Origin of the sequence: Streptomyces sp. NPDC004629 (assembly GCF_042873595.1) — a bacterium.
GTDB lineage: Bacteria > Actinomycetota > Actinomycetes > Streptomycetales > Streptomycetaceae > Streptomyces.
In genome coordinates this window covers 1-18929 of the sequence record NZ_JBIALO010000037.1, presented here as the reverse complement: position 1 = coordinate 18929, position 18929 = coordinate 1, and the positions used below count along the sequence as shown (strand labels likewise).

Annotated in this window: 21 protein-coding genes and 1 pseudogene; 5 read left to right on the top strand and 17 right to left on the bottom strand. The window is 73.0% G+C overall.

Features of this window, described 5'->3' with window-relative positions:
- Nucleotides 1-33 precede the first annotated feature (33 nt).
- The 7 genes from trpM to hisI all read right to left on the bottom strand — a co-directional run bounded on the left by trpM (nucleotide 34) and on the right by hisI (nucleotide 4996).
- Nucleotides 34-255, bottom strand: a complete 222-nt coding sequence (trpM, locus tag ACFYTE_RS36460; RefSeq protein WP_388719983.1) for a tryptophan biosynthesis modulator TrpM — start codon at nucleotides 253-255, stop codon at nucleotides 34-36.
- 22 nt (nucleotides 256-277) lie between these two features.
- A complete protein-coding gene (trpC, locus tag ACFYTE_RS36455) occupies nucleotides 278-1087 on the bottom strand; it encodes an indole-3-glycerol phosphate synthase TrpC (protein WP_388719980.1) in 810 nt (269 codons plus the stop codon).
- Between the two features lie 132 nt (nucleotides 1088-1219).
- Nucleotides 1220-1669: a DUF2752 domain-containing protein gene (locus ACFYTE_RS36450; RefSeq protein WP_388719977.1), complete on the bottom strand. Its 450-nt coding sequence runs from the start codon at nucleotides 1667-1669 to the stop codon at nucleotides 1220-1222.
- 105 nt (nucleotides 1670-1774) lie between these two features.
- Complete coding sequence (locus ACFYTE_RS36445) at nucleotides 1775-2032, bottom strand: HGxxPAAW family protein (protein ID WP_388720122.1); 258 nt, start codon at nucleotides 2030-2032, stop codon at nucleotides 1775-1777.
- Between the two features lie 334 nt (nucleotides 2033-2366).
- Nucleotides 2367-2999, bottom strand: a complete 633-nt coding sequence (locus ACFYTE_RS36440; RefSeq protein WP_388720120.1) for a TIGR02234 family membrane protein — start codon at nucleotides 2997-2999, stop codon at nucleotides 2367-2369.
- A 40-nt stretch (nucleotides 3000-3039) separates the two neighbouring features.
- Nucleotides 3040-4557, bottom strand: coding sequence for an anthranilate synthase component I (locus ACFYTE_RS36435; protein WP_388719974.1), 1518 nt, complete (start codon nucleotides 4555-4557; stop codon nucleotides 3040-3042).
- Nucleotides 4558-4567: 10 nt separating this feature from the next.
- On the bottom strand, nucleotides 4568-4996 hold the full coding sequence (gene hisI / locus ACFYTE_RS36430; protein ID WP_388719972.1) for a phosphoribosyl-AMP cyclohydrolase: 429 nt from the start codon (nucleotides 4994-4996) through the stop codon (nucleotides 4568-4570).
- Nucleotides 4997-5115: 119 nt separating this feature from the next.
- Here hisI and ACFYTE_RS36425 point away from each other — a divergent pair, with 119 nt between their 5' ends.
- The gene (locus ACFYTE_RS36425; RefSeq protein ID WP_388719968.1) at nucleotides 5116-5751 is read left to right on the top strand and encodes a TIGR03085 family metal-binding protein; all 636 of its coding nucleotides are present in this window, start codon (nucleotides 5116-5118) and stop codon (nucleotides 5749-5751) included.
- Between the two features lie 373 nt (nucleotides 5752-6124).
- Here ACFYTE_RS36425 and ACFYTE_RS36420 read toward each other — a convergent pair whose 3' ends face one another.
- From ACFYTE_RS36420 to hisD, 10 genes are all read right to left on the bottom strand, one after another.
- Nucleotides 6125-7591, bottom strand: a complete 1467-nt coding sequence (locus ACFYTE_RS36420; RefSeq protein ID WP_388720117.1) for an MFS transporter — start codon at nucleotides 7589-7591, stop codon at nucleotides 6125-6127.
- A 189-nt stretch (nucleotides 7592-7780) separates the two neighbouring features.
- The gene (locus tag ACFYTE_RS36415; RefSeq protein WP_388719965.1) at nucleotides 7781-8368 is read right to left on the bottom strand and encodes an ArsR/SmtB family transcription factor; all 588 of its coding nucleotides are present in this window, start codon (nucleotides 8366-8368) and stop codon (nucleotides 7781-7783) included.
- Nucleotides 8369-8446: 78 nt separating this feature from the next.
- Nucleotides 8447-9202, bottom strand: a complete 756-nt coding sequence (gene hisF, locus ACFYTE_RS36410) for an imidazole glycerol phosphate synthase subunit HisF (protein ID WP_388719962.1) — start codon at nucleotides 9200-9202, stop codon at nucleotides 8447-8449.
- Nucleotides 9199-9630, bottom strand: a complete 432-nt coding sequence (locus ACFYTE_RS36405) for a RidA family protein (protein ID WP_388719959.1) — start codon at nucleotides 9628-9630, stop codon at nucleotides 9199-9201. Before ACFYTE_RS36405 ends, hisF begins: the two co-directional genes overlap by 4 nt.
- Nucleotides 9627-10352: a bifunctional 1-(5-phosphoribosyl)-5-((5-phosphoribosylamino)methylideneamino)imidazole-4-carboxamide isomerase/phosphoribosylanthranilate isomerase PriA gene (gene priA, locus ACFYTE_RS36400; protein WP_351735468.1), complete on the bottom strand. Its 726-nt coding sequence runs from the start codon at nucleotides 10350-10352 to the stop codon at nucleotides 9627-9629. The genes ACFYTE_RS36405 and priA overlap by 4 nt, the downstream gene beginning before the upstream one ends.
- On the bottom strand, nucleotides 10349-10990 hold the full coding sequence (hisH, locus tag ACFYTE_RS36395; protein ID WP_388719955.1) for an imidazole glycerol phosphate synthase subunit HisH: 642 nt from the start codon (nucleotides 10988-10990) through the stop codon (nucleotides 10349-10351). Before hisH ends, priA begins: the two co-directional genes overlap by 4 nt.
- Nucleotides 10987-11151, bottom strand: coding sequence for a hypothetical protein (locus ACFYTE_RS36390; RefSeq protein ID WP_351735472.1), 165 nt, complete (start codon nucleotides 11149-11151; stop codon nucleotides 10987-10989). The genes hisH and ACFYTE_RS36390 overlap by 4 nt, the downstream gene beginning before the upstream one ends.
- Before the next feature lie 3 nt (nucleotides 11152-11154).
- The gene (gene hisB, locus ACFYTE_RS36385) at nucleotides 11155-11757 is read right to left on the bottom strand and encodes an imidazoleglycerol-phosphate dehydratase HisB (RefSeq protein ID WP_351735474.1); all 603 of its coding nucleotides are present in this window, start codon (nucleotides 11755-11757) and stop codon (nucleotides 11155-11157) included.
- On the bottom strand, nucleotides 11754-12863 hold the full coding sequence (locus tag ACFYTE_RS36380; protein ID WP_388719950.1) for a histidinol-phosphate transaminase: 1110 nt from the start codon (nucleotides 12861-12863) through the stop codon (nucleotides 11754-11756). The genes hisB and ACFYTE_RS36380 overlap by 4 nt, the downstream gene beginning before the upstream one ends.
- Nucleotides 12860-14185: a histidinol dehydrogenase gene (hisD, locus tag ACFYTE_RS36375; protein ID WP_388719947.1), complete on the bottom strand. Its 1326-nt coding sequence runs from the start codon at nucleotides 14183-14185 to the stop codon at nucleotides 12860-12862. The genes ACFYTE_RS36380 and hisD overlap by 4 nt, the downstream gene beginning before the upstream one ends.
- 182 nt (nucleotides 14186-14367) lie before the next feature.
- Between hisD and ACFYTE_RS36370 the strand changes: the two genes are divergently transcribed.
- The 4 genes and pseudogenes from ACFYTE_RS36370 (at nucleotide 14368) to ybaK (ending at nucleotide 18541) form a co-directional block, all read left to right on the top strand.
- The gene (locus tag ACFYTE_RS36370; RefSeq protein WP_388719944.1) at nucleotides 14368-15945 is read left to right on the top strand and encodes an oxidoreductase; all 1578 of its coding nucleotides are present in this window, start codon (nucleotides 14368-14370) and stop codon (nucleotides 15943-15945) included.
- A gap of 265 nt (nucleotides 15946-16210) precedes the next feature.
- A pseudogene (locus ACFYTE_RS36365) lies at nucleotides 16211-17279 on the top strand (hypothetical protein).
- A gap of 11 nt (nucleotides 17280-17290) precedes the next feature.
- Nucleotides 17291-18031 carry an LON peptidase substrate-binding domain-containing protein gene (locus ACFYTE_RS36360; protein ID WP_388719941.1) on the top strand — a complete coding sequence of 247 codons (741 nt, stop codon included), beginning with the start codon at nucleotides 17291-17293 and terminating at the stop codon, nucleotides 18029-18031.
- A 12-nt stretch (nucleotides 18032-18043) separates the two neighbouring features.
- Nucleotides 18044-18541: a Cys-tRNA(Pro) deacylase gene (gene ybaK / locus ACFYTE_RS36355; protein WP_388719939.1), complete on the top strand. Its 498-nt coding sequence runs from the start codon at nucleotides 18044-18046 to the stop codon at nucleotides 18539-18541.
- Nucleotides 18542-18929 lie beyond the last annotated feature (388 nt).

The following is an 18929-nucleotide window of genomic DNA, read 5'->3' as shown; positions in this document are numbered from 1 at the left end:
AAAGACACTCATCGCCGTGGGGTGCGGGCTCCGTCAGCCGGCTGCGGGACCGTCGTTCCCGGTCGCGCAGTTTCCCGCGCCCCTTCCGGGGCGCTGCCATCGACGGCCGTTCACCTGCCCGGGCTCGTCACCGATGACGTAGCGCACCCGGCGCCCGTGCACCCGGCGGGCGGGCGCGCGGCAGCCACGGGGACGGCAGCCGCGCGCCAGGCGGGCGTACCGGTCCGTGGTCGGCACGGGGATCGTCGCAGTCATCGGTGCTCACCCTACCGGGAGATCAGTTCCGGCCGTGCCGCAGTGCGGGGTGCTCGCCCGCCGCCACCAGGTCGGCGACCGCCGTCCTGGGGTCGCGGCCGGTCACCAGGGACTCGCCGACCAGGACCGCGTCGGCGCCCGCGTTGGCGTAGGCGATCAGGTCGTGCGGGCCGCGGACACCGGACTCGGCGACCCTGACCACGCTGTCCGGGATCTCCGGGGCGACCCGCTCGAACGTGCCCCGGTCGACCTCCAGGGTCTTCAGGTTGCGCGCGTTGACGCCGATCACCTTGGCGCCCGCGTCCACCGCGCGGTCCACCTCGTCCTCGTCGTGCACCTCGACGAGCGGGGTGAGCCCGATGGAGACGGCCCGCTCGATCAGCGACTCCAGGGCCGGCTGGTCGAGGGCGGCGACGATCAGCAGCGCGAGGTCGGCGCCGTACGCACGGGCCTCCCACAGCTGGTACGAGGTGACGATGAAGTCCTTGCGCAGCACCGGGATGTCCACGCGGGCCCGGACGGCCTCCAGGTCGGCGAGCGAGCCACCGAAGCGGCGCCGCTCGGTGAGGACCGAGATGACGGCCGCGCCGCCCGCCTCGTAGTCGGCGGCGAGCCCGGCCGGGTCGGCGATCGCGGCCAGCGCGCCCTTGGACGGGCTGGAACGCTTGACTTCACAGATGACCTTGACGCCGTCGCCGCGCAGCGCGGCCACCCCGTCCTTGGCCGCCGGAGCCTTCGCCGCGCGCTCCTTGAGCTCGTCGAGGCTGACGCGGGCCTGCCGATCCGCCAGGTCGGCACGGACTCCGTCGATGATCTCGTCGAGCACACTCACGCGAGCGGCCCCCTTCCAGCCGGTGGTTCCTGCGGGTCGAAAACCCGTGGTCACTGCGATGGTATCCGCAGGACGGCGAAGGCCCCGCATCCGGTTGTCACCGGTCCCACTACCTGGACGCCGCCCAGTTGATCAAGGATGCAGCCAGCCACCGAACGGCAGGTTCCGGACAATGGTGAAGGCCAGCAGTACGGCTCCGAGGCTCCACAGGTGCACCGGCCCGAGTGCGAGCCGCATCGGCCGCCCGCGCACCGCGCGGACCACCCAGGCGGTCCACAGGACCGCGAAGGCCAGGTAGGCGGCCACGGCCGGGGCGTTGGCCTGGAGCGCGGCCGTGAGGTCCCCGTGGATGAAGGCGTGCGCGCTGCGCAGCCCGCCGCAGCCGGGGCAGTACAGGCCGGTGTAGCCGTACAGCGGGCACACCGGGTAGTGGCCCGGCTCGTTCGGGTCCACTGTCGCGACGTACGCGAAGGCCCCGGCGACGGACGCGAGGAGCCCCGCGGGGACCGCCAGCCGGCCGAGGACGCTCGCGCGGCCCGTGCGCGGCACCAGGTGCTCACTGTCGGCGTTCACGTCTCGCATTGTGCCCCCCCTGTGGCCGTGGACGCGCGTGAGGGGCGCCGCGGCGGCCGTTGCGGTGCCGTGGCGCCCCTCCACGAGGTCGTCGACGAGGCGGTCGCCGCCGGGTCAGCTCTCGGCGCCGGCGGGCTCGGGCGTCACCGCGGCCCGGGTCTGCGGGACCGCGTGGACGTCTTTCGGCTGGCCGAGGCCCATGGAGCGCATGATGGCGCCGACGACGCCGCCGAGCACCACGATCGCCATGCCGGCCCAGAAACCGAGCGGCTGTGCCATCACCATGAAGGCGCCCGCGACGCAGAACCCGATGAAGGCGATGATGACACCGGTCCAGGCGGCCGGGGTGTGACCGTGGCTGCTGCCCGCCATTGCTTGCTCCTCGTTGCTGTGTGCGTGTGTGAGCCGGACGCTCATCACCGCCCATTGTCCCGTACGGGTGGCCCGCCGGTGAGCAGGGGTGGCCCCCACCGAACGTCTACTTCGCCACACCACCCCCACCCCACCACCCCAAAGGCACCCGGGAAACGACGCGACCAGCGCCCCAAGGAGCCCGGGAAACGACGCGACCAGCGCCCCAAAGGGGCGCGGGGAACTGCGCGACCAGCCACGAAGCACCCGCAGCCAGCCGACAACGCATCACAGCCCAAGCCCACAACGCACCCGCAGCCGACACCGACGCACCACGGCCCAACCAGCGGAGCGCCTACGTTGGGTCTTCGCCGCGGTCCAGCGCCTTCCACAGGTCCTCGGGCCGATCGGGGTCGACGGCCGCGGCAGCGCGCCGCGGGCGCGCCGTGCCGCGCTCGTAGCGGCCGGACATGGCGGGCCACAGACGGCCGTAGCGCAGCGCGAGGAGCCCGGCGAGCAGGAGCAGCACGCCGCCTACGGCGGCTACGTAGGGCCAGGCCGTGTGGCTGAGGGCGGCGACGCCCGCGGAGGTGTCGCCGGTGGCCTCGGCGGCCTTCTCGTCGAGCGCGGAGCCGTCGGAGGCGCCGGTCAGTGCGGCGGCGACCGTGCCGGCGCCGGACAGCGCGAGCAGGGCGGCGACCGCCAGCCGGCCGCCCCTGCGGACGGCGAAGACGGCGACGAGGGCGGCGAGGCCCACTATGGCGAGGGCCGCGGGGACGCCGGTCACGTCGCTGCCCTTCGCGGTGAGCGGGAAGGCGCCGCCGGCCACCGTGGCGGTGCCCTCCGCCCAGCGCTGGCGCGTGGCGAGCAGCGCCACGGCGGCGCCGAGCGCGCCGCACAGCAACGCGACGGCGAGGCTCCGACGGCCCGCCCATGCGGCTCCTGCGGCTTCGGAACGGGGGTGAGGTACGGCTGTCACGTACTCCACTATCGCCTGAACCCCGGGTGTCACGTCACCCGGGGTTCACTCAGCCCCTCCCGAGACGGTTCGCCGTGTGCACCGCGCGGAGCACCGCCGCCGCCTTGTTGCGGCACTCCTGGTCCTCGGCGACCGGGTCGGAGTCGGCGACGACGCCCGCGCCGGCCTGGACGTAGGCGGTGCCGTCGCGCAGCAGCGCCGTACGGATGGCGATGGCCGTGTCGGAGTCGCCCGCGAAGTCCAGATAGCCGACGCAGCCGCCGTACAGGCCGCGCCGGGACGGTTCGAGTTCGTCGATGATCTGCATGGCGCGGGGCTTGGGCGCGCCGGAGAGGGTGCCCGCGGGGAAGCACGCCGTCAGCACGTCGAAGGCGGTGCGGCCTTCGGCGACCCGGCCGGTGACCGTGGAGACGATGTGCATGACGTGCGAGTACCGCTCGATGGACATGAAGTCGACGACCTCGACCGAGCCGGGCTCGCAGACCCGGCCGAGGTCGTTGCGCCCGAGGTCGACGAGCATCAGGTGCTCGGCGCGCTCCTTGGGGTCGGCGAGCAGTTCGTCGGCGAGCGCCTGGTCCTCCTGCGGGGTGGCGCCGCGCGGCCGGGTGCCGGCGATGGGGTGCACCATGGCCCGCCCCTCCTCGACCTTGACCAGCGCCTCGGGCGACGAGCCGACCACGTCGAAGGCGCCCCCGGAGCCGTCGGGCAGCCGGAACAGATACATGTACGGGGACGGGTTGGTGGCCCTCAGGACCCGGTAGACGTCCAGTGCGCTCGCCGTGCACGGTGTCTCGAAGCGCTGCGAGGGGACGACCTGGAAGGCCTCGCCGGCCCGGATGCGCTCCTTGACGTCCTCGACGGCCGCCTGGAAGTCGGGGCCGCCCCAGCGCGCGGTGTACGGGGGCAGCGCGGAGGGCGGCAGCACCGCGGGGGGCTGGGCGACCGGGCGGCAGAGGTCGGCCTCCATGGCGTCCAGGCGGGCCACGGCGTCGGCGTGGGCCTCGTGGACTCCGGTGTCGAGGTCGTTGTGGTTGATCGCGTTGGCGATCAGCAGGACCGTGCCCTCCCAGTGGTCCATGACGGCCAGGTCGCTGGTGAGCAGCATGGTCAGCTCGGGCAGCTTCAGGTCGTCCCGCTCGCCGGGCCCGATCCGCTCCAGGCGGCGGACGATGTCGTAGCCGAGGTAGCCGACCATGCCTCCGGTGAAGGGCGGCAGGCCCAGGTCGTGGGCGAGGTCGCGGGGCGTGTGCAGCGCCTCGATCGTGGCACGCAGGGCGGCCAGCGGGTCGCCGTCGACGGGGACGCCGACGGGCGGGGTGCCGAGCCAGTGGGCCCGGCCGTCCCGCTCGGTCAGGGTCGCGGCCGACCGGACGCCCACGAAGGAGTAGCGGGACCACTGAAACGCGGCGCGGCCGTTCTCCGCGGACTCCAGCAGGAAGGTGCCGGGGCGCTCGGCGGCGAGCTTGCGGTACAGGGCGACCGGGGTGTCGCCGTCGGCGAGGAGCTTGCGGGTGACCGGGATGACCCGGCGGTCGCCGGCCAGCTTGCGGAACGTCTCAAGATCCATGGCGGCCGACCTACTGACCCGTGCTGTTCGAACGCGCCCGCGGGGAGCCGGACTCCGCGGCCGGCGCGCCGGGGCCGGCGTCCTTGAGGAGCACATCGGCGTCGAAGCAGGTGCGGGCGCCAGTGTGGCAGGCGGCGCCCACCTGGTCGACCTTGACCAGCACGGTGTCGGCGTCGCAGTCGAGGGAGACCGACTTCACCCACTGGACGTGCCCCGAGGTGTCGCCCTTGACCCAGTACTCGCGGCGGCTGCGGGACCAGTAGGTGCAGCGGCCTGTGGTCAGCGTGCGATGCAGCGCCTCGTCGTCCATCCAGCCCAGCATCAGCACCTCTCCGGTGTCGTACTGCTGGGCGATGGCGGGCAGGAGCCCGTCGGCGCTGCGCTTGAGGCGCGCCGCGATCTCCGGGTCGAGGCTGCTGGGCTGGGGCGAGCTGGTCATGGGTGCCATTGTGCCGCGCGGCACCGACAGCGCCGTGACCTGTCCAGTGGGTGGGCGCGCGGGGGTGGCGGAGCGGGCGACGGGTGGGCGGAGCCGGAACCTGGTCGTAGGCTGACGGTATGTCGACCTTCGCCAAGCGTGAACGGCTTCTGCTCGCCGACCTCTTGGAAACCACCGGCCCCGAGGCGCCAACCCTCTGCGAGGGCTGGCAGACCCGTGATCTGGCCGCGCACGTGGTGGTGCGCGAGCGCCGCCCGGACGCCGCCGGGGGTGCGCTGGTCAAGCAGCTCGCGGCGCGCCTGCAGAAGGTGATGGACGAGTACGCCGCGAAGCCGTACGAGGAGCTGATCCAGCTGATCCGTACCGGCCCGCCGCGCTTTTCACCCTTCCAGCTCAAGCAGATCGACGAGGCCGCCAACACCGTCGAGTTCTACGTCCATACGGAGGACGTCCGGCGGGCCCAGCCGGACTGGACGCCGCGCGAGCTCGACCCCGTCTTCCAGGACGCCCTGTGGTCCCGGCTGGAGCGCACCGCCCGGCTGCTGGGCCGGGGCGTGCCGACCGGCCTGGTGCTGCGCCGCCCCGACGGCCAGACGGCGGTCGCCCACCGGGGCGCGCCGGTGGTGACGGCGACGGGCGACCCCTCCGAGCTGCTGCTGTTCGCGTTCGGCCGGCAGAGCGCGGCCAAGGTGGACCTCGCGGGCGACGAGAACGCGATCGCCAAGCTCCGGGAGTCGAAGCAACTGGGCATCTGAGCCACGCCGACCGCCTCCGGCTGGGAGGCCGTCAAGGCACGCCTGGAGTACGCGGGGCCCTCCCGCGGGGAGTGGTCGAGGGGACGCCTGGTGCGCGCCGGGCACATCCCCCAAGGGACGCCGACGCAACGCCTGCCACGCCTAGCGCCTCCCGCAGAGAGTCGTCACGAGGACGCCTGGAGCGCGACCGGCACCTCCGGGGGCGTCCGAGGGAGCCGGCCTCGGCCGTGCCGGTGTCGTCGGGCGTGCCCGATGTCGTGGAGGTGGCGGATGGCCCCCGTGGGGCAGCTGAGGCGCTGGATCTCCCCGCACCGCAGGGGCGTCGGCAAGCGTCCGGCTGGGTTTTCGGGGCGGTGGGGCTCGGTCGTCGGTGTCAGCCCGGGAGTTCCGCGTGGCGCAGGCCCGGTACGCACAGGGCGACGGCGCTGCCGAGCCCGCAGACCGCGGCGCTCACGACGAACACCGGACCGGGGCCCCACGCGCCGATCGCGGCCGCCGCGACCGGCATGCTCAGCGGCGCGAGGCCGAGGCTGACCAGGCTTGCGACGGCCGTGACGCGGCCCAGGTAGGCGGGGTCGGCCTGGGTCTGGAGCAGGGCGCCGCACAGGGCACCGCTGAGCCCGGCGAACAGTCCGACCAGCAGAGCCACGCCGACGGCGGCGACAAGGTGCGGGACGTAGGCGAGGGCGCCGATCGCGACCGAGCCGGCGAGGATGGCGTACCCGGCGACCTGGCCGGCCCTCGGCAACCGGCCCCGGACGGCCAGCAGCAGCGACACGGCGGCCGCGCCGGTGCCGAAGCCGGCGAGTACCCAGCCCATCCCGGACGCGCCCCAGCCGCGCCGGTCGGCCAGCAGGGTCAGGCCGATGTTGAGCGGGCCGACGAACCCGAAGTCGCCGAGCGCGATGGCCGCCATCAGCGGGGCCAGCACCCGGTGCCCGCGGATGTAGCGCAGCCCGGCCACCAGGTCTCCCCAGGCGCGTGACCGGACGGCGGGGCGGTCGATCCGCTCGGCGGCTCGCGCCTCGGCGGCAGATGCCTCGGCGGCAGGCGGTTCGGCGGCAGGCGGTTCGGCGGGACATGCTTCGAGGACATGTGGTTCAACAACATGTGGCGCACCGACATGGGCTTCGCCAGCAGGTGGCGCAGCAGCATGTGGCGCGGCGGCACCCGGCGCGGCAGCACCCGGCGCGGCAGCATATGAGTTCGCGCCATGTGGCTCGGCGCCATGTGGCTCGGCGACCGCTGGCTCGGCCGGGCGCGGTTCCGAGGGACGCGGCTCGGGTATCGGTACGGCGCCCCGGCCGGGGATCGTGTCGTCGGTCGGCAGGGAGCGGAACCGTATCGAGATCAACAGCGGCACCGACGCGGCGATGAGCAGGCCCGCGAGGCCGAACGCGGCCGCCGCGCCGCCGAGCGCCACGCCGAGGCCGCCGAGCGGGGCGCCGACGACGCTCGCGAAGCGGATGGACAGCCCGCGCATGCCCTGCACCCGGGCCAGTTGGTCCTTGCCGGTGATCCGGGCCGGCAGGGCGCCCACGGCGGGCAGGAACACGGCGTCGACGGTGCCGAAGACCAGGGCGAGCAGGGCCAGCGGCCACAGTCCCGGGCTGGTGAGCAGGAGCAGCGCGGCCACCGCGGCGACGGCCGCACAGCGCACCGCGTCGCTGCCGATGACGACCCGGCGCGGCCCGAGCCGGTCGGCGACGACGCCGCCCCCGAGCATCAGCACGGCCCGCGGCAGGGCGCTGGCCGACATGACAAGACCCGCCTGTGCGGGCGTCCCGGCCTGGACCGCGGCCCAGGACAGCGCGATGTAGTAGACGTTGTCGCCGAGCATGGAACAGGTGTAGGCACCCAGCCAGCGCAGGACGTTGGGGTCACGGTGGGCGGGGCGCGTGGCGCCGGTGCCGGGCGCGGCGGGCAGGCCGGTGACGGTGGACAAGGCGACGGCCTCTCTCGGACACGGAAACTCGGACGCGGTACGTCAGCCGCGGTATGTCAGCCGCGGTATGTCAGACGCCGAATGTCAGACGCGGAACGGGAATCCGTACACGTGCAGCGCGACGTTCTCGCGCCCCTCGGTGTCACCGGCGGCTTCGGCGGACCGGCTCTTCTCTTCGTACCGGCGCAGCAGGGCCATCAACTCCGCGCCCAGTTCGTCCAGTTCGGCGGCGGTGAGCCTGACAAGCGACTCGCTGTCCGGTGCGGCGGCGTTCCACTCGGCGCTCCAGGTGGCCCGCTCGTCCAGGTAGCGCCGGTACATCTCGGTGCGCTGGTCGTGGAAGAGCCGGGTGGCGGCCAGGTGCGCCGCCGCCCGCTCGGGGGCGTCCCGGAAGTCCTTGTCCCGGATGCTCACGCCCTGCGAGGCGGGCCGCCACCACCGTTCACGGCCGTCGCCGCTCTGCTGCTCGGCCTCCTCGATCAGCCCGTGCTCGGCGAGCTTGCGCAGGTGATAGCTGACCAGCGACACCGCCTCGTCGACCTGATCGGCCAACTGCGAGGCGGTGGCGGTCCTGGCGATGTACAGCAGGCGGTACAGCCGCATGCGCAGCGGATGGGTCAGCGCCTTCAGGGTGCCGAGATCGGTGATGGGGCGGGTCTTCTCGCGTGCCATGCCCTCACCGTAGATACGAAAGAAAAGTTGCACAATAATCCTTGCGCAACTTTCCTTTCGTATCTCCTGAGCGGGGCGTCAGCGCACCGGGTGGCCGGCCTCTCGCAGGGCGCGTTTCACCTGGGCGATCCGGAGATCGCCGAAGTGGAAGACGGACGCCGCCAGCACCGCGTCGGCGCCGGAGGCGACGGCCGGTGCGAAATCCGCCAGCTTACCCGCGCCGCCGGAGGCGATGACCGGGACGGTGACGTGCTTGCGTACGGCCGCGATCATCTCCAGGTCGTAGCCGTCCTTCGTGCCGTCCGCGTCCATGGAGTTGAGCAGGATCTCCCCCGCGCCCAGCTCGGCGGCCCGGTGCGCCCATTCGACGGCGTCGATGCCGGTGCCGCGGCGCCCGCCGTGGGTGGTGACCTCGAAGCCGCCCGCCGGGGTGCGGCGCGCGTCGACCGAGAGGACCAGCACCTGGCGCCCGAACCGCTCGGCGATCTCGCGGATCAGCTCGGGGCGCGCGATCGCCGCGGTGTTCACGCCCACCTTGTCGGCGCCCGCCCGCAGCAGCCTGTCCACGTCCTCGGCGGTGCGCACGCCGCCGCCGACCGTCAGCGGGATGAACACCTGCTCGGCGGTGCGGCGCACCACGTCGTAGGTCGTCTCCCGGTTGCCCGAGGAGGCGGTGATGTCCAGGAAGGTCAGCTCGTCGGCGCCCTCGGTGTCGTACACCTTGGCCATCTCGACGGGGTCGCCCGCGTCGCGCAGGTTCTGGAAGTTGACGCCCTTGACGACCCGGCCGTTGTCCACGTCCAGGCAGGGGATGACTCGGACCGCCAGAGTCATGAATCCACGGCTCCTCTTGCTGCTTGTTGCCCATGGTGGCCCCGGAAGGCCTCCAGTTCCACTTCGACCAGGATGCGCGGGTCGACGAAGCCCGCCACGACCAGCAGGGTGGAGACCGGGCGTACCGAGTCGAACAGTTCCTTGTGGGCCCGGCCCGCCTCGTCGACGTCGCGCAGATGGGTCAGATACATCCGGGTCCTGATCACCGAAGCGGGCCCCAGCCCGAACTCGGCGATCGCCTCCAGCGCGCTGGTGAACGCCACCTTCGCCTGCTCGTAGGGGTCGCCCTCCCCGTGCAGCACCGGGCCCTTGAAGGCCGTGGTGCCCGCCACCAGCACGCGGTCGCCCGCCGCGACGGCGTGCGCGAAGCCGAAGCTCTCTTCCCAGGGACTTCCGCTCTGCACGCGCCGCACGGCTTCGGACGTCATGACGACACAGCCTCCAGGGCCTCTTCGAGGGTGAACGCCTTCGCGTACAGGGCCTTCCCGACGATGGCGCCCTCGACACCGAGGGGCACCAGCTGGGCGATGGCCCGCAGGTCGTCCAGTGAGGACACGCCTCCGGAGGCCACGACGGGGCGGTCGGTGGCCGCGCAGACGTTCTTCAGCAGTTCCAGGTTCGGGCCCTGCAACGTGCCGTCCTTGGCGATGTCGGTGACGACGTAGCGGGCGCAGCCTTCCTTGTCGAGGCGCGCCAGCGTCTCGTAGAGGTCGCCGCCGTCCCGGGTCCAGCCGCGCCCGCGCAGCGTGGTGCCGCGGACGTCCAGGCCCACCGCGATCCGGTCGCCGTGCTCGGCGATCACCCCGGCGACCCATTCGGGGCTCTCCAGGGCGGCGGTGCCGAGGTTCACCCGGGTGCAGCCGGTGGCGAGCGCGGCGGCGAGGGTGGCGTCGTCCCGGATGCCGCCGGACAGTTCCACCTTGATGTCCATGGCGCCCGCGACCTCGGCGATCAGCGCGCGGTTGTCACCGGTGCCGAACGCGGCGTCCAGGTCGACCAGGTGCAGCCACTCGGCGCCCGAGCGCTGCCAGGCGAGGGCGGCCTCCAGCGGGGAGCCGTACGAGGTCTCGGTCCCGGACTCGCCGTGCACGAGGCGGACCGCCTGGCCGTCCCGGACGTCGACGGCGGGAAGGAGTTCGAGCTTGCTCACAGTGTTCCGATCCAGTTGGTGAGGAGCTGGGCTCCGGCGTCGCCGGACTTCTCGGGGTGGAACTGCGTCGCCCACAGGGCGCCGTTCTCGACGGCCGCCACGAACGGCTTGCCGTGCCTCGACCAGGTCACCTTGGGGGCGTGCAGCTGTGTGTCGCGCGTCTGCAGGGTCCAGTCGTGGACGGCGTAGGAGTGCACGAAGTAGAAGCGGGCGTCCGTGTCCAGGCCGGCGAACAGTTCGGAGCCGGGCGGCACGGTCACGGTGTTCCATCCCATGTGCGGCACGACCTCCGCCTGAAGCGGCTCGACCGAGCCGGGCCACTCGTCGAGGCCCTCGCTCTCCACGCCGTGCTCGATGCCGCGCGCGAACAGGATCTGCATGCCGACGCAGATGCCCAGCACCGGGCGCCCGCCGGACAGCCGGCGGTCGATCACCCAGTCGCCGCGGGCGGCGCGCAGCCCCCGCATGCAGGCGGCGAAGGCGCCGACGCCGGGCACCAGCAGGCCGTCCGCGTTCATCGCCCTGTCGAAGTCACGGGTGATCTCGACGTCGGCTCCCGCGCGGGCGAGGGCGCGCTCGGCGGAGCGCACGTTGCCGAAGCCGTAGTCGAAGACGACGACCTTCCGGGCTGCGCTCAATTCCACACCTCCAGCCGCAGCACGCCGGCGACCAGGCACATCGCGGCGCCGATGGACACCAGCACGATCAGGCTGGCGGGCATCTTCTGCTTGACGAAGGAGATGATGCCGCCGACGAGGAACAGGCCGACGACGATCAGCAGGGTGGACAGTCCGTTCATGGTCTACAGGGCGCCCTTCGTGGACGGGAGGATGCCGGCGGCGCGCGGATCCCGCTCGCTCGCGTAGCGCAGGGCCCGTGCCAGCGCCTTGAACTGGCACTCCACGATGTGGTGTGCGTTGCGCCCGTAGGGCACGTGCACATGCAGCGCGATCTGCGCCTGGGCGACGAAGGACTCCAGGATGTGCCGGGTCATCGTGGTGTCGTACTCGCCGATCATCGGCGCCATGTTCTCGGGCTCGGTGTGCACCAGGTAGGGGCGGCCGGAGAGGTCGACGGTGACCTGGGCGAGGGACTCGTCCAGCGGGACCGTGCAGTTACCGAAGCGGTAGATGCCCACCTTGTCGCCGAGCGCCCGCTTGAACGCGGCGCCGAGCGCGAGGGCGGTGTCCTCGATGGTGTGGTGGGAGTCGATGTGCAGGTCACCGTCGGTCTTCACGGTCAGGTCGAACAGACCGTGCCGGCCGAGCTGGTCGAGCATGTGGTCGTAGAAGCCGACGCCGGTGGCGATGTCGGTGCGCCCGGTGCCGTCGAGATCGATCTCGACCAGGACCGAGGTCTCCTTGGTGGTGCGCTCGACGCGTCCGACGCGCCCTTCGCGGTTCATGAACTCTGCTCCTTCTTCAACCCACGTACCGCGTCGAGGAACGCGTCGTTCTCCTGAGGGGTTCCGGCGGACACCCGCAGCCAGCCCGGTACGCCGTTGTCCCGGACCAGGACGCCCCGGTCGAGGATCTTCTGCCAGGCCTCGTGCGCGTCGGCAAACCGCCCGAACTGCACGAAGTTCGCGTCGGACTCCGTGACGGCGTAGCCGATCGCGCGCAGTTCGCGCACCAGCCGGTCCCGCTCGGCCTTCAGCCGCTCGACGTACTTCAGCAGCGTGTCGGTGTGCTCCAGGGCGGCCAGCGCGGTCGCCTGGGTGATCGCCGACAGGTGGTACGGCAGCCGGACGAGCTGGACGGCGTCCACCACCGCCGGGTGCGCGGCCAGGTAGCCGAGCCGCAGCCCGGCCGCGCCGAACGCCTTGGACATGGTCCGCGAGACGACCAGGTGCGGCCGGCCCGCGAGCAGCGGCAGCAGCGAGGCGCCGTGGCTGAACTCGATGTACGCCTCGTCCACGATCACCATGGACGGCTTGGCCGCCTGCGCCGCGTCGTACAGCGCGCGGACCGTCTCGGGCGGAACCGCGTTGCCGGTGGGGTTGTTGGGGGTGGTGATGAAGACGACGTCGGGGCGGTGCTCGGCGATCGCCCGCTCGGCGGCGGCGAGGTCGATCGTGAAGTCCTCGTTGCGGGGGCCGGAGATCCAGCCCGTGTTGGTGCCGCGCGCGATGAGCGAGTGCATCGAGTACGACGGCTCGAAGCCGATCGCCGTGCGGCCCGGGCCGCCGAAGGTCTGCAGCAGCTGCTGGATGACCTCGTTGGAGCCGTTGGCCGCCCAGACGTTCTCGATGCCGAGCGGGTACCCGCCGGTCCGCGTCAGGTACGTGGCCAGCTCCGTGCGCAGCTGGACCGCGTCCCGGTCGGGGTAACGGTTCAGATCGCGGGCCGCGACGCGCACCCGCTCGGCGATCCGCTCGACCAGCGGCTCGGGCAGCGGGTACGGGTTCTCGTTCGTGTTCAGCCGTACGGGGACGTCCAACTGGGGCGCGCCATAAGGGGACTTGCCGCGCAGTTCGTCCCGTACGGGGAGATCGTCGATTCCGGGGTTCACTTGCTCGTCGGTACCTTCCAGCCGAACCTCGCCTTGACGGCCGCGCCGTGCGCGGGCAGGTCCTCCGCCTCCGCCAGCGTGACCACGTGGTGTGCGACCTCGGCCAGCGCGTCCCTGGTGTAGTCGACGATGTGGATGCCGCGCAGGAAGGACTGCACGGACAGGCCGGAGGAGTGGCAGGCGCAGCCTCCGGTCGGCAGGACGTGGTTGGACCCGGCCGCGTAGTCGCCCAGGGACACCGGCGCCCAGGGACCGATGAAGATCGCGCCGGCGTTCTTGACGCGGTCGGCGACCGCGGCGGCGTCGGCGGTCTGGATCTCCAGGTGCTCGGCGCCGTACGCGTCGACCACCCGAAGGCCCTCCTCGACTCCGTCGACCAGCACGATCGCGGACTGCCTGCCGCCGAGCGCCGGGACGATCCGGTCGTCGACGTGCTTGGTGGCCGCGACCTGCGGCGCCAGTTCCTTGTCCACGGCGTCGGCCAGCTCGACGGAGTCGGTGACCAGCACGGCCGCGGCCAGCGGGTCGTGCTCGGCCTGGCTGATCAGGTCCGAGGCCACGTGCACCGGGTCGGCGGTGTCGTCCGCGAGGATCGCGATCTCGGTGGGCCCGGCCTCGGCGTCGATGCCGATCCGGCCGGTGAAGAACCGCTTGGCGGCGGCGACCCAGATGTTGCCGGGGCCGGTGACCATGTTCACGGGGGCGCAGGACTCGGTGCCGTAGGCGAACATCGCGACCGCGGTCGCGCCGCCCGCCGCGTACACCTCGTCGACGCCGAGCAGCGCGCAGGCGGCCAGGATCGTCGGGTGCGGCAGGCCATCGAACTCCGCCTGGGCCGGGGAGGCGAGGGCGATGGAGGCGACGCCGGCCTCCTGTGCGGGCACCGCGTTCATGATCACGGAGGACGGGTAGACCGAGCGGCCGCCCGGCGCGTAGAGCCCGACCCGTTCGACCGGCACCCACTTCTCGGTCACCGACCCGCCGGGCACGACCTGGGTCGTGTGCGTCGTACGGCGCTGCTCGCGGTGGACGAGGCGGGCGCGGCGGATCGACTCCTCCAGGGCCGCGCGGACGGCCGGATCGAGGGCCGCGAGCGCGTCCGCGAGGGCCTTGGCCGGCACCCGGACGGATTCCAGCCGTACTCCGTCGAACCGCTCCGCGAAGTCGATCAGCGCCGCGTCCCCGCGATGATGCACGGCTTCGCAGATCGGGCGCACCTTCTCCAGTGCGGCCTGAACGTCGAAGTCGGCTCGGGGCAGCAGGTCGCGCAGAGCGGAGCCCTCGGGAAGGGCGTCGCCGCGCAGATCGATTCGGGAGATCACAGGCTCAATTCTCGCAGACCGGGGTGACGCGCGGTGCGCGCGTATCAATGGCTGATACAGAACTCCCCCGGAAGCCGGAAGATCCTCTTCACGTATGGCGTTCGGGGCGTCACTCAGCGGGCATCACCGGTGGTACGCAACGGGGTGGACCCGCGCGTGACCGTAAGGAGGAGGGAACAGCGGTGACCGAGGGGACCGGCCTGCGCGCCGGGGACGTGCCCGACGACCTGACCGCCGCCGAGGCCGGGATGTGGCAGGCCTTCCGAAACGGCAGCGTCTACGACCTGAGCAGCGGGGACGGCATCGTCGACGACCCCCACGGCGGGCATCCCTGGGGGCCCGAGCGCAGCGTACGGGCCCGCATCATCGCCTGGCTGCTGCTCGACGGGCCGCCCGCGCTTGCGGGCCGGGTGTCGTCCCTGAAGCTGGCCGGGGTGCGGATCACCGGCACCCTGGACCTGGCGGGCGGCACGGTCACGCCGTACGTCGAGATGAAGGGCTGCCGGTTCGAGCGGGACGTGCTGCTGCCGGAGGCCCGGTTCACGACCGTACGGCTGGTGGACTGCGCGGTGCCGCGCCTGGAGGCGGCCCGCGTGCACACGGAGGGCGATCTGCATCTGCCGCGCTGCCGGTTCCACAACGGGGTCCGGCTGACCGACGCGCACATCGGCACGGACCTGCTGCTCAACCAGGCCGTCGTCTACCGGGACCGGTCGGGCCGCTCGATCGCCGCGGACGGCCTGACCGTCGGGCAGGACCTCCAGGCGGAGTTGCTGGAGTCGCACGGCGAGCTGAGCCTGCGCAGCGCCCAGGTCGGCGTGTCGCTGAGCCTGCGCGGCGCGCGGCTGGCCAACCCGTACACCCGCCTCGCCCTGAACGCGCCCCAGCTGACCGTGGAGCGCACCCTGTACCTGACCCCGGCCGGCCTGGGCAACCCGCTGCTGAGCGGCACCACACCCGCCCGCGGCACCCGGATCCAGCGGTTCGAGTGCCAGGGCGGGGTCCGGCTCGACGACGGGCGGTTCGGGGACGCGGTCGACCTGGAACGGGCCCGGTTCGTCTTCACCGACGAGCAGGAGCTGTCGCTGCGCCGGGTGCAGACGCCCGAGCTGCGCTTCCTCGGGGAGCGGCCGGAGCACGGCAAGGTGGTGCTGTCGGGGGCGCGGGTGGTCACCCTGGTGGACCGGGCGGGCAGCTGGCCGGGGCCGGGCAATCTGCACATGGGCGGCTTCGGCTACGAGACCCTGGTGCCGCGGGGCCCGTTCCCGCTGACCCGGCGGCTGGAGTGGGTCGCGGCGGCGACCGCCGAGTACAACCCGGAGCCGTACGAGCGGCTGGCCGCGGTGCTGCGCGGCGCCGGCGAGGACGAGGACGCGCGCGAGGTGCTGCTCGCCAAGCAGCGCAGGCGCCGGGAGACGCTGCCGCTGGCCGACAAGCTGTGGGGGTACGCCCAGGACTGGACGGTCGCCTACGGGTACCGGCCGGGCCGGGCCGCCGTGTGGATGGCGGTGCTGTGGGCGGCGGGCGCGTTCGCCTTCGCGCACACCACCCTGGAACCGATGAACTCCGGCGGGCATCCCGGCTGGAGCCCGACCCTGTTCGCCCTGGACCTGCTGCTGCCGGTGATCGACCTGGGGCAGGCGAGCCAGTGGCAGCTGCGCGGCGGCTGGCAGTGGCTGGCCGCGGCGATGGTCCTGCTGGGCTGGATCCTGGCGACCACGGTGGCCGCGGGGGCGACCCGCTTGCTCAGACGCGGGTAGCTCCGCTGGGGGGGCCGTTGGGGGCCGTCGGTCGGCTGCGGGTGCGTCGTGGGTCGGCTGCGTCGTGGGTCGGCTGCTGGTGCGTTGTGGCTGGTCGCGCCCGCGCGGCGGAGCCGCATGGTGATACAGCCCCGCGCCCCTTTGGGGCGCTGGTGGGCACAAGACGGGCGCAACCGTTACCTTTTACCCTCACTTGACCAGGAGGCGTACAACTTTCCGTGGGTTGCGTGAACCCCCTGGCGCCGCCGCGACCTGCGGACTTTCAATGGTCGACACCATGGCTCTGCTGCGCGCGCTGCTCCGTTCCGCACGGAGGTCCCGAACCGCCTCGCGCCACGGCGACGCACCGCCGGCCGACGACGAGGTGCTGCTCGACACGCCCGACGAGTGGCTGGCCCCCGCGCTGGTCGCGGCCGGCCGGGGCGAGTACGAGCCTGCGGCGAAGCTGCTCGCCACCACCCGCGACGCGGCCGAGTGGGAGGACCGCGACCGCTATGTACGGCGCCTGGCCGCCTTCGCCCGCTCCCGCCCCGAGTGGGCCGAGGAGTGGCACGCCGGTGCCCCCGGCGACCCGGACGCCCTGCTGCTGCGCGCCCAGCTCGCGGTGGACCGGTGCTGGGCCTCCCCCGCGCGGGCCGAGCTGCTGCGCGGGGTGAGCCCGCTCGTCGCCGCCGCCACCGAGGCCGATCCCCGCGACCCGGTGCCGTGGCGGATCGCGCTGGACCACGCGCGTGGCACCCGCGCGGGCCACACCGGTTTCGAGCGCCTGTGGACGGAGGCGGTCCGCCGCTCCCCGCACCACTACGGCTGCCACGTGGCCGCCCTGCGCTACCTCGCCGCCACATGGCACGGCTCCCACGGGGAATGCCTCGACTTCGCCGAGTCGGCCGCCCAGGACGCGCCGCCCGGCGCGCTCGTCCAGGCGCTCCCGGCGCACGCGGCCCTCGCCTGCCTGGGCCCGGGCGCCGGAGTGCCCCCGGAGCGCCTGGACGCCGCCGCCGACCGGGCGGTCGCGCTCTCCGCCCGGTACCCGGCGGCCGACCCGTGGCCGGCCGAGGTGCGCAACCTCCTGGCGTACGTCCTGGTGTGCCTGGACCGCAGATCGGACGCCCTGGACCAGTTCCGTCTGATCGGCCCGTACGCCACGTCCTTCCCCTGGGACCGGGTGTCGGACGACCCTCTGGGGCTCTTTCTGCGGCTGCGTGAGGAGCTTCCCGCGGGGGCGGACCGGCCCACCCGGGACGGGTTGATTCCCTCTCCCCGGCGGCCACGCAGCGGGTCCCCGACGACCACGGAGTGAGCACGGCGGACATGCCGCCGCCGGTGACCATTAGGCTGTGACGCCGTGACCACCGTCCGTCTCCCTCTCTTCCCGCTGAACTCGGTACTGTTCCCGGGGCTGGTGCTGCCCCTGAACATCTTCGAGGAGCGCTATCGCGCCATGATGCGCGAGCTGCTGAAGACCGCCGAGGACGAGCCGCGCCGGTTCGCCGTCGTGGCGATCCGCGACGGCCACGAGGTGGCGCCCAGCGCACCGGGCATGCCGGACCCCACGGCGGTGCCCGAGCGCGGCCCGGCCGCCGGTTTCGGCGCCGACCCGGTCCGGGCCTTCCACGGCGTGGGCTGTGTGGCGGACGCCGCGACGATCCGGGAGCGCTCGGGGGGCACCTTCGAGGTGCTCGCGACCGGGACACGGCGGGTGCGGCTGCTGTCGGTGGACGCGTCGGGGCCGTTCCTGACGGCCGAGCTGGAGGAGTTGCCGGAGGTGCCGGGCGACGGCGCGGGCGCCCTGGCGGAGGGAGTGCTGCGGGCGTTCCGGCAGTACCAGAAGCGGCTGGCGGGGGCCCGGGAGCGGTCCTTGTCGACGGGCTCCGAACTCCCCGACGAGCCATCGGTGGTCTCCTACCTCGTGGCGGCGGCGATGATGCTGGACACCCCGACGAAGCAGCGTCTGCTCCAGGCCCCGGACACCGCCTCCCGGCTGCGGGACGAGCTGAAACTCCTTCGCTCGGAGACGGCCATCATCCGTAATCTGCCGTCCTTGCCGGCGTCGGAGCTGACGCGCGGCCCGACCAGCCTGAACTGAGACCCGAAGCCGATGGCGAAGAAGTCGAAGAAGCAGCAGGGCGGCACCCCGGCCACGGTGGCGCTCACCGCCGCGGGCGTGGCCTTCACGGTCCACTCCTACGAGCACGACCCGGCCCATCCCTCCTACGGTGAGGAGGCAGCCGAGGCGATGGGCGTCTCCCCCGACCGCGTCTTCAAGACGCTGGTCGCGGACGTCGACGGCGCGCTGACCGTGGCGGTGGTCCCGGTGGCGGGCTCCCTCGACCTCAAGGCCCTGGCGTCGGCGGTGGGCGGCAAGCGCGCGGCGATGGCCGATCCGGCGCTGGCCGAACGCACCACGGGCTACGTCCGCGGCGGCATCTCCCCGCTCGGCCAGCGCAAGAAGCTCCGTACGGTCCTCGACGAGTCGGCGTCCGCCCACGCCACGATCTGCGTCTCGGCGGGCCGCCGCGGCCTGGAGGTCGAGCTGTCCCCCGACGACCTGGCCGCGCTCACCGACGCGGTCCGCGCGCCCATCGGGCGTGCGTGACCCCTCGACGGACGTCGTCTCCTCGGTCAAGCAGAGGGGACATGTCGAAGAAGACCCGGAAACGCAAGTGGCGCACCAAGAAGGGCCGAGCGAACCACGGAAGACGCCCGGCGTAGCCCGCACACGCGCTACACCGCCCGGTCGGCCCGCACCGAACCGGGGCTGCACGACCCGGTGCGCGCACCCAAACCGCCCCGGACCACACGGGCAGTCCCAACCGACGCCACCCGCCAAACCAACCTGCGCTGCACCAACGGTGCGGGCGGCCGAAGCGGCCGGTAGGCGAGTGGTGTGCCTAGATGAATGAGTCCAAGGGTTCGCCTGCGGACATGGCGCGAGGGCGCCCACTGTCAATGTGTGACGAAAGACCTGGACACCCTCGCAACGG